General features: G+C 62.9%; 8 protein-coding genes. 2 read left to right on the plus strand and 6 right to left on the minus strand.

The genetic code is table 11. From position 1 onward, the window contains the following. Positions 1-158 precede the first annotated feature (158 nt). Positions 159-1274, minus strand: coding sequence for an NADH:flavin oxidoreductase/NADH oxidase (locus tag FFS21_RS31335; RefSeq protein WP_137928565.1), 1116 nt, complete (start codon positions 1272-1274; stop codon positions 159-161). Positions 1275-1402: 128 nt separating this feature from the next. Beyond that, entirely contained in the window at positions 1403-2923 is a 1521-nt protein-coding gene (locus FFS21_RS31340; protein ID WP_249359768.1) for a DUF1254 domain-containing protein, read from the minus strand. A 242-nt stretch (positions 2924-3165) separates the two neighbouring features. On the opposite strand from FFS21_RS31340, the gene FFS21_RS31345 reads away from it, so the two are divergent. Beyond that, positions 3166-4284, plus strand: coding sequence for a hypothetical protein (locus FFS21_RS31345; RefSeq protein ID WP_137928567.1), 1119 nt, complete (start codon positions 3166-3168; stop codon positions 4282-4284). Between the two features lie 10 nt (positions 4285-4294). Then, positions 4295-4762: a hypothetical protein gene (locus tag FFS21_RS31350; RefSeq protein ID WP_137928568.1), complete on the plus strand. Its 468-nt coding sequence runs from the start codon at positions 4295-4297 to the stop codon at positions 4760-4762. Positions 4763-4817: 55 nt separating this feature from the next. On the opposite strand, the gene FFS21_RS31355 is transcribed toward FFS21_RS31350, so the two are convergent. The 4 genes from FFS21_RS31355 to FFS21_RS31370 all read right to left on the minus strand — a co-directional run bounded on the left by FFS21_RS31355 (position 4818) and on the right by FFS21_RS31370 (position 6778). Then, entirely contained in the window at positions 4818-5456 is a 639-nt protein-coding gene (locus FFS21_RS31355) for a CDP-alcohol phosphatidyltransferase family protein (RefSeq protein ID WP_137928569.1), read from the minus strand. Between the two features lie 49 nt (positions 5457-5505). Next, positions 5506-5796 carry an antibiotic biosynthesis monooxygenase family protein gene (locus tag FFS21_RS31360; RefSeq protein WP_137928570.1) on the minus strand — a complete coding sequence of 97 codons (291 nt, stop codon included), beginning with the start codon at positions 5794-5796 and terminating at the stop codon, positions 5506-5508. A gap of 95 nt (positions 5797-5891) precedes the next feature. Further along, positions 5892-6353, minus strand: coding sequence for a DUF2127 domain-containing protein (locus tag FFS21_RS31365; protein WP_137928571.1), 462 nt, complete (start codon positions 6351-6353; stop codon positions 5892-5894). 41 nt (positions 6354-6394) lie between these two features. Then, entirely contained in the window at positions 6395-6778 is a 384-nt protein-coding gene (locus tag FFS21_RS31370) for a hypothetical protein (protein WP_137928572.1), read from the minus strand. Positions 6779-6953: the final 175 nt, after the last annotated feature.

Genomic DNA, 6953 nt, shown 5'->3' on the forward strand with positions numbered 1-6953 from the left:
GCTCCCCTCTCCCGCGCAAGTGGGAGAGGGGTTGGGGGAGAGGGCTGGAGGTTCTGCTTGCCGACCATGTCGAGATTTGATCGGCTTGCCCTCTCCCCCGCCCCTCTCCCGCAAGGCGGGAGAGGGGCGCAAACAATCGGGAGAACGAACGCTGACGCTTACCGCTGCCCGTGCTTCATATCGAAAAACAAATGCTCCAGCCCGCGCGGCTGGGAGCGCCAGTACTGCCTGGGGGCAGACACCTGCGCGCCGAGCTTCGCCGCGGCGTGCCACGGCCAGCGCGGGTCGTACAGCATCGCGCGCGCAATCGAGATCACGTCGGCTTCGTTGTTGGCGACGATGGCCTCTGCCTGCTCGGGTTCGGTGATGAGCCCCACCGCCATCGTGGGCAGGCCCACTTCCGCTTTCACGCGTTGCGCGTAGGGCACCTGGTATCCCGGTCCGATCTTGATGGCCTGCTGTGGCGAGACACCGCCTGTGCTCACATGAATCGCCGCGCAGCCGCGCGCCTTCAGTGCATGAGAGAGCGCGATGGTGCCGTCGATATCCCAGCCATTCGGCACCCAGTCCGTGGCCGACACGCGCATCCAGACCGGTTTGTCCGCCGGGAACGCCTCACGCACCGCGTCGAACACTTCGAGCGGAAAGCGCATGCGGTTCTCCAGGCTGCCGCCGTATTCATCGGTGCGATGGTTGGCAATGGGCGAAAGGAACTGGTGCAGCAGATACCCATGCGCGCCATGCACCTCGATGCCATCGATGCCCAGACGCGCCGCGCGTTTGGCGGCCGCCACAAAATCGTCGCGCACCTTTTTGAGACCATCCTTGTCAAGCGCCACCGGGGGCGCTTCGTCGGGGCTGTGAGGCACGTTGGACGGCGCCACCGTCTGCCAGCCAGTGGGCTGGTCGGGGCGAATCTGCGCGCCACCATCCCATGGCGCCTGGCTCGACGCCTTGCGGCCGGCATGGCCCAGCTGCATGGCCACGGCAATCGGGGAGTGCTTGCGCACGGCGCCGAGCACCCGGGCCAAGGCCGCTTCGTTGGCATCGTTGTAGAGGCCGAGATCGGCCGGCGAGATGCGCCCTTCCGCTGACACGGCAGTGGCTTCGATGATGAGCAATCCGGCACCGGACAGCGCCATATTGCCAAGGTGGATCATGTGCCAGTCCGTGGCCGATCCTTCCTCTGCCGAGTACTGGCACATCGGCGCGATGGCGATGCGGTTGGCCAGCGCGAGGCCGCCGATCTTGTACGGATCGAAGAGATGAGACATGGAGGGTTTCCTTTTGGGAGTGCCGCCTTGTTGGCGTGCTTGCGGGAGAGACTGCAAGGATTCTAGTCCTCGCGGACAAACTCTGCAGACGCCCCCGCCCCAACCGGAAATCCTCCTGACATCGACGTTCAGGACACTTCCGCGATGTCCTCGAGTTTCCACGTCTTGTCGAACCACGGCTGCAGCGGACCGTAGAGACGGAAGATCGTGAACCAGCTCTTGCCGGGAATCGTCTGGATCCAGTTAGCCGGATTGCCAGCCGGTGCCTTGGGCCCGAAATAGACGTCCACGGTGCCGTCGGCGTTCTTCTGCATCGACTTCTCGCTGGACAGACTAGGGAACTGCTGGTCCGTCTGCAGCATCGAGCGCGTCTGCGTGTCATACGCCACGACTGACCAGAAATCCTTGGCAGGCACATTCGCAGGCACGCGCATGCGGTAGGTCTTTCCGCCATCGAACGGCTTGCCGGCGGCATCCAGGTTCGACGCCGCGTATTGCGAGCCGATGCCGGGCATTGCCATGGCCATGGCTGGTGTATCGATCGTGGCTGCATAGAAGAACAGCGTGCGGGCGTCGAAATTGCGCGCGCCGTTCTTGAGCCATTCATAGCTGCCGCCGATGAACGGCGTGGTCCAGTGGCGGCCCGGGTAGATCAGCGCTTCCTGGCTGCGGTTACGGAAATCAATCGCACGCGCCGTGGCGTTGCCCACCGCCACCGAGTCAGTCAGGATGCGCTTCATGCGCGCATCCGGCGCGAACGGCTTGCCCTTCTCCATCCCGATCGCCATGAACAGCCCGGTCATATCGGGCCCATACGCGCCGGCGGGTTCTTCCTGGATGATCTGATTGACCTCCTCGAAAAACTTGAAGTTGTTGGCGTGCACCGTATTCATGACGCGGCCAGACATATTGACGAACTTCATCTGCGGCGGGTTACGGGCCTCCGACAGCCTGTACACCTTGAGTCCGGACTTGATGTTGGCCACGGCGGGCTTGGGGTCGCCATGCTGCATGAAACCGCGTCCGAACAGCAGGTTGCCGTAGGTCTGCGATCTCACGATGAAGTAACCGCTCGATGGCAGCGGGCCGTTGTAGCCCGGCGGCACAAACAGGTACTTGCCGCCCTTGCCCTTGTCCTGTCCCGCGTTGCCAAGGTCCGCCACAAAACGGAACCAGAAATCATCGACCACGCCGAGGATGTTCGGCGGCGTCTCGACGACCATCGGACCATCCTTGAGGTCAAGCCAGTTCCAGAAGTACACCGACTCCGTATTCGGCGTCAGGAACAGCGACGAGGAATCCATCAGCGTCTCGAAAATGCCGACGGTATTGTTGACCGCGCCCACCTCGCGCAGTCCGGTGCGGATGGCCACGAGCGATGCGCCGGGAATGCCGTTCAGGAACACTTCCACGCCGCGTGCGAAATCGATGTTGTCGTAGGCCTTCTGCGCGGTCTCGGCAGTCGGCACACCGTCGAAGAATTCGAGCTTGCCGATGCGCGTCTCCACCACCGCAGGCGTAGTGATTTCCGGCGGCGTGGACGTGGTCATCTTGTAGGGCGATGACGGGCTCTGCGACATACTGCAGGCAGAGACGCCTGCTATGAGCAAGGACGAAAAGGTGATCCGGGTCAGGGTGGAAATCGGCACGACAGCGGCTCCAGGCAGGGGTTCGGTTCGTGGCCGACCATAGCGCATGGATTACCGCGCGTCGATTTCAGGATTTTGTCGCTCGAATTAAATAGTTTCGATGGCTACGCAATGCCACACCGCTGTGTCTCGTCCCTGTCAGACACGGACACAAATCCTGATCCATGGATGGATGATCGGGTTCCGGTCTCTACTGCGTCCGGCTGTACCCGCTGACCCATCTTATGAAAGGAAAATCATCCATGTCTCACAACGAGCCAACCGGCTACGAGATCATTGCGGAGCCGAGCAACATCAACGGCACCGAAGGCACAGAATGGAACGTCCAGCTGACCCATCTGTTGCGCAACACCGAGCGCTACGCGTGGGGCAACTGGACACTCGACCCCGAGATCCAGGTAGGGGCCCTGGGCTGGTTCGATCCCAGCGATACCCATGTCCAGCTGGCACACCACCAGATGGACCTCACGCCCACGGAACAACGTGCCTCCGTGGACTGGCACCTGGAACAGGGCCACGTCAGGCAGACCACCGCCGGCGTGCAGTTCGACGTGCCCTATCTCGATCCCACGACGGGTACAGAAGTCACCATCGGCCTGCAGAGCAAATGGGAATTCGGCAGCAAGGGATCGCTGACGTCGCAGGGTTCCGCCTATGGGGTGGCCTATGTCGAGAACGCCGCGCAGTACATGCTCGACAACTACCAGGAGATCTACGACGTTGCCAAGAGCGTCCACAAGACCAATGGCGCGAACATCGTGCAGGGCTTCGGCATGATCACCAAGGTGTGGCTGACCGACGGCTGCGTGAACCTGGGCTCGCGGCAGGACAAGAGCGAGTTCAGCATCACGGGTTCGGTCGACGGCGTCTCGGCCATGACCGGCAGCGACCAGTCCGCCTCGCTCAAGGGCTCGTACAAGAGCACCAGCACGGTGGACAACGTCGAGAAGCGCATCTTCCCGAGCAAGGCGAATATCGTCGAGCAGAACGACCCGGTGGCGTACGCCTACGAGTTCTCGTCGTTCGCGGGCGAGACGATCGTGATTCCGCGCTATATCGCCGACATCTCGGCGCTGAACCTGTCGCTGCACAACACGGGCTCGTACATCGTCAATGCAACGGTGACCTATACCAGCGGCGGACAGCCCCAGGAACGCAAGACCCGCATTTCAGGCGGGCTGACGGGCCAGATCACCGACATTCCGCTGGATGCCACCAACATGGACATCCGCATGGACTTCGTCGCCGGCACCACCCAGGTGCTGCGCGTCTCGAACCCGCTCAACACATGGTTCATGGGCCGCGGGCAGATCGAACTGACCGGCTGGTGGCCGACCGCCTCCGGCGCACAGTGGAAATAAGGAGCCAACCATGTGGAACTACACTTACTTCGTGATCAGCCCAGGCTGCGAGATCAACAGCTACACGCAGTTTGCCGATGGCAAGCAGGGCAACTTCATCAAGTTTGGCGACCAGGTCAGCAACCATGGGGCGTTGGGCATCCGCAATGCGTATGCCACGCACAACCCGGACATCGGCGTGGGCGCGATCATGCACACGGGCGCGTTTCAGAATCCGGGGCTTGGCACCCTGCTGAAGCACTACATCATCAACGAAATAGGTCTGCCGCCCGTGGGCTCCACCGAATGGTTCGGCATCATTCGCACGGCGTCGTGGCCGCTGTTCCAGCGGATGCTGAACAATTGGGACGGGCGTACCGTGACGTTGCAGAACATCGACAGTCTCAAACGGGACCTTCGCACCATCCTGGGCGCCACGGATGAACCCGTGCATTTCGAGCTGCCGGCGCAGCGCAATCTCGTCGTGGATATCGTGTAGCCGCTGGCACCGCCAGTATGAATCCGGCCCTCTGCCTTGCGCGGGGGCCGGCCACTCAAAACTTCGGAATGCGCAGCGTCTTGCTGATCATCAGGCTGCCGCTCAGCACGAACAGCAACGCCAGCGGATGGAAGGTGCCGCCGCCGATTGCCCAAGCGCCGCCGGGCAGCGCATCGCCGAGCTTGCCCGCCGATGCGCACCACGCCAGCACGCCGGTGAGCACCACGCTGGTAGGGATCGGGGTGCCTTCGAAGTACTTGACCTTGCCTGCCGTGCTGCCCTCCGCAAGGGTTTCGGCGGTGACGTTGAATCGCGCCAGCCGGCTCACGCCGCAGCATACGAAGTAGATCAGCGCGGCCAGGTCCCAGCCGCCGCGCATGCCGGCCGCAAAGGCCAGGGTGGCGGGGCCTACGCCGAATGAAATGATGTCCGAGAGCGAATCCAGTTCACGGCCCAGCGCCGAATGGGCATGGCGCCAGCGCGCGATGCGGCCATCAAGCACATCGAAGATGAACGCGGCGGGCGCAAGGGCCGCGGCGATATAGAAATACCGCAGCGAAGGCTCCGCGACGAAATACATCGCGTAGAAGACGGACCCCATGCCGCACGCCGCGTTGGCGAGCGTGAAAAAATCCGCGAGTTGCAGGTCGCGGAGCATGGAGAAATGCCGGGGGCGCGGCGGAGGGGTGTTCATGGACGGACTCCTTTCGCTTCGATCCCGGCGCAAGGTTCGTATGGGCCGCTCAAAGCACCGTGTTGACGTGATGCACGGCGGGCGGTGCCGCAAAGCAGTCGGTGACGAGCTTGCGCCACTCCTGGAACTCATCGGACTCGCGGAAGTGGACCATATGGTCTTCCACGGTCTCCCAGGCCACAACGAGCGCGTACTGCGACGGCTGTTCGATGGAGCGTTGCAGGTTCACGCCGTGGCACCCACGCGAACGCAGGAACAGCGGCTTGGCCTTGGCCACGTTCGCTTCGAACTGGGCTTCCATGCCGGGCTTGATCGTGATCTGTGCAATTTCGTGAATCATGATGGGTCTCTGTATGTCTCGGATATCGGTGCCTGTCTGACACGCCGGCCGTCAGGCGCCGCGGCGGGGGCGTCTACCTTAGCAGATTGGATGCACTATGCCACCTTGTGCCGCGCCAGCGACTGCACGAGATAGACGACGATCAGCGCATTGGCAATGGCCAGCCCCACGTGCAGCCACGTGGGATGGCGTATGGCTTCGTACAGTTCCACGGGAATATAGATGCCGCCCGACCACACACCCAGCCAGTTACCCCACGCGCGGCCATGCCAGAGTCCGTACGCCTCGGCAAAGCGCATGAGCGCATACACCGCCGCCGACGCGCCGATGGCCCAGAGCCGCCCATTGGAGGGGTCGGCCAGCAAGGCAAGAAAGACTTTCGGATAGTGGCTCGCAGGATTGATGTGAAGCCGGGCGACGATCATCTCGGCCAGCGCCTGCGCATCGCGGTGCAGCAGCGCCACGAGTCCAAGCCCTGCGAGGATAACCAGCGCGCCCTTGGCGGCTTCGAACAGAGCGATGCTCCTGAGTCCCAACGGCGATGCAGCATGAGCCATGACGAAATCGAGGCAGTCAGCGAAGTCGCCATTGTGCTACATCAGCGCGCCTGACGCTCCACCATCGGTCCATCGGCATCGAGGCCGCCGCCCGCTTCGATCGGGCCGTTCACGGTGATCGGGCCATCGACGACGAGGTCTCCATGCACCACCATCGACCCTTGTACGGTGAGCGGCCCGTTGAACACCTTGAGGAGAGATCGGCCGGGCGGCGCGGAGGGATATCCCCATCCCGGCGAGGCAAACCACGCGGCGGTGATCGGCCCCTTGGCATAGACATTGCCATCGACACTCAACGTGCCCAGCACGGTCACCGGCCCCTTGACGTGCGCCGAGCCGCCCACGGCGATGGAGCCGCTGGTGGAAAGCTGGGCGCTGGCCACAAGCGGCAGCGCCGCCATGATCAGCACCAGAATCGTTCGCATGGCGGCCCTCCAGACAAAAATGGCGCGATAGCTCCAGTGTAGAAGGCTGGAGATATCGCGCCAGTTTTTGTGGGATGGCACTGTAGGATGCTTCCCAATCCCGCTCGGGTTGCTCCCCTCTCCCGCCTTGCGGGAGAGGGGCAGGGGGAGAGGGCCGGCGGCGAAAATTGCGATG

Source organism: Cupriavidus sp. 2SB (assembly GCF_005503625.1).
GTDB lineage: Bacteria > Pseudomonadota > Gammaproteobacteria > Burkholderiales > Burkholderiaceae > Cupriavidus.

Bases quoted from the DNA above. Each gene is read 5' to 3' on its own strand.
- FFS21_RS31335 (WP_137928565.1), bottom strand. From the start codon at position 1,274: ATGTCTCATCTCTTCGATCCGTACAAGATCGGCGGCCTCGCGCTGGCC.
- FFS21_RS31345 (WP_137928567.1), top strand. From the start codon at position 3,166: ATGTCTCACAACGAGCCAACCGGCTACGAGATCATTGCGGAGCCGAGC.
- FFS21_RS31350 (WP_137928568.1), top strand. From the start codon at position 4,295: ATGTGGAACTACACTTACTTCGTGATCAGCCCAGGCTGCGAGATCAAC.
- FFS21_RS31355 (WP_137928569.1), bottom strand. From the start codon at position 5,456: ATGAACACCCCTCCGCCGCGCCCCCGGCATTTCTCCATGCTCCGCGAC.
- FFS21_RS31360 (WP_137928570.1), bottom strand. From the start codon at position 5,796: ATGATTCACGAAATTGCACAGATCACGATCAAGCCCGGCATGGAAGCC.
- FFS21_RS31365 (WP_137928571.1), bottom strand. From the start codon at position 6,353: ATGGCTCATGCTGCATCGCCGTTGGGACTCAGGAGCATCGCTCTGTTC.
- FFS21_RS31370 (WP_137928572.1), bottom strand. From the start codon at position 6,778: ATGCGAACGATTCTGGTGCTGATCATGGCGGCGCTGCCGCTTGTGGCC.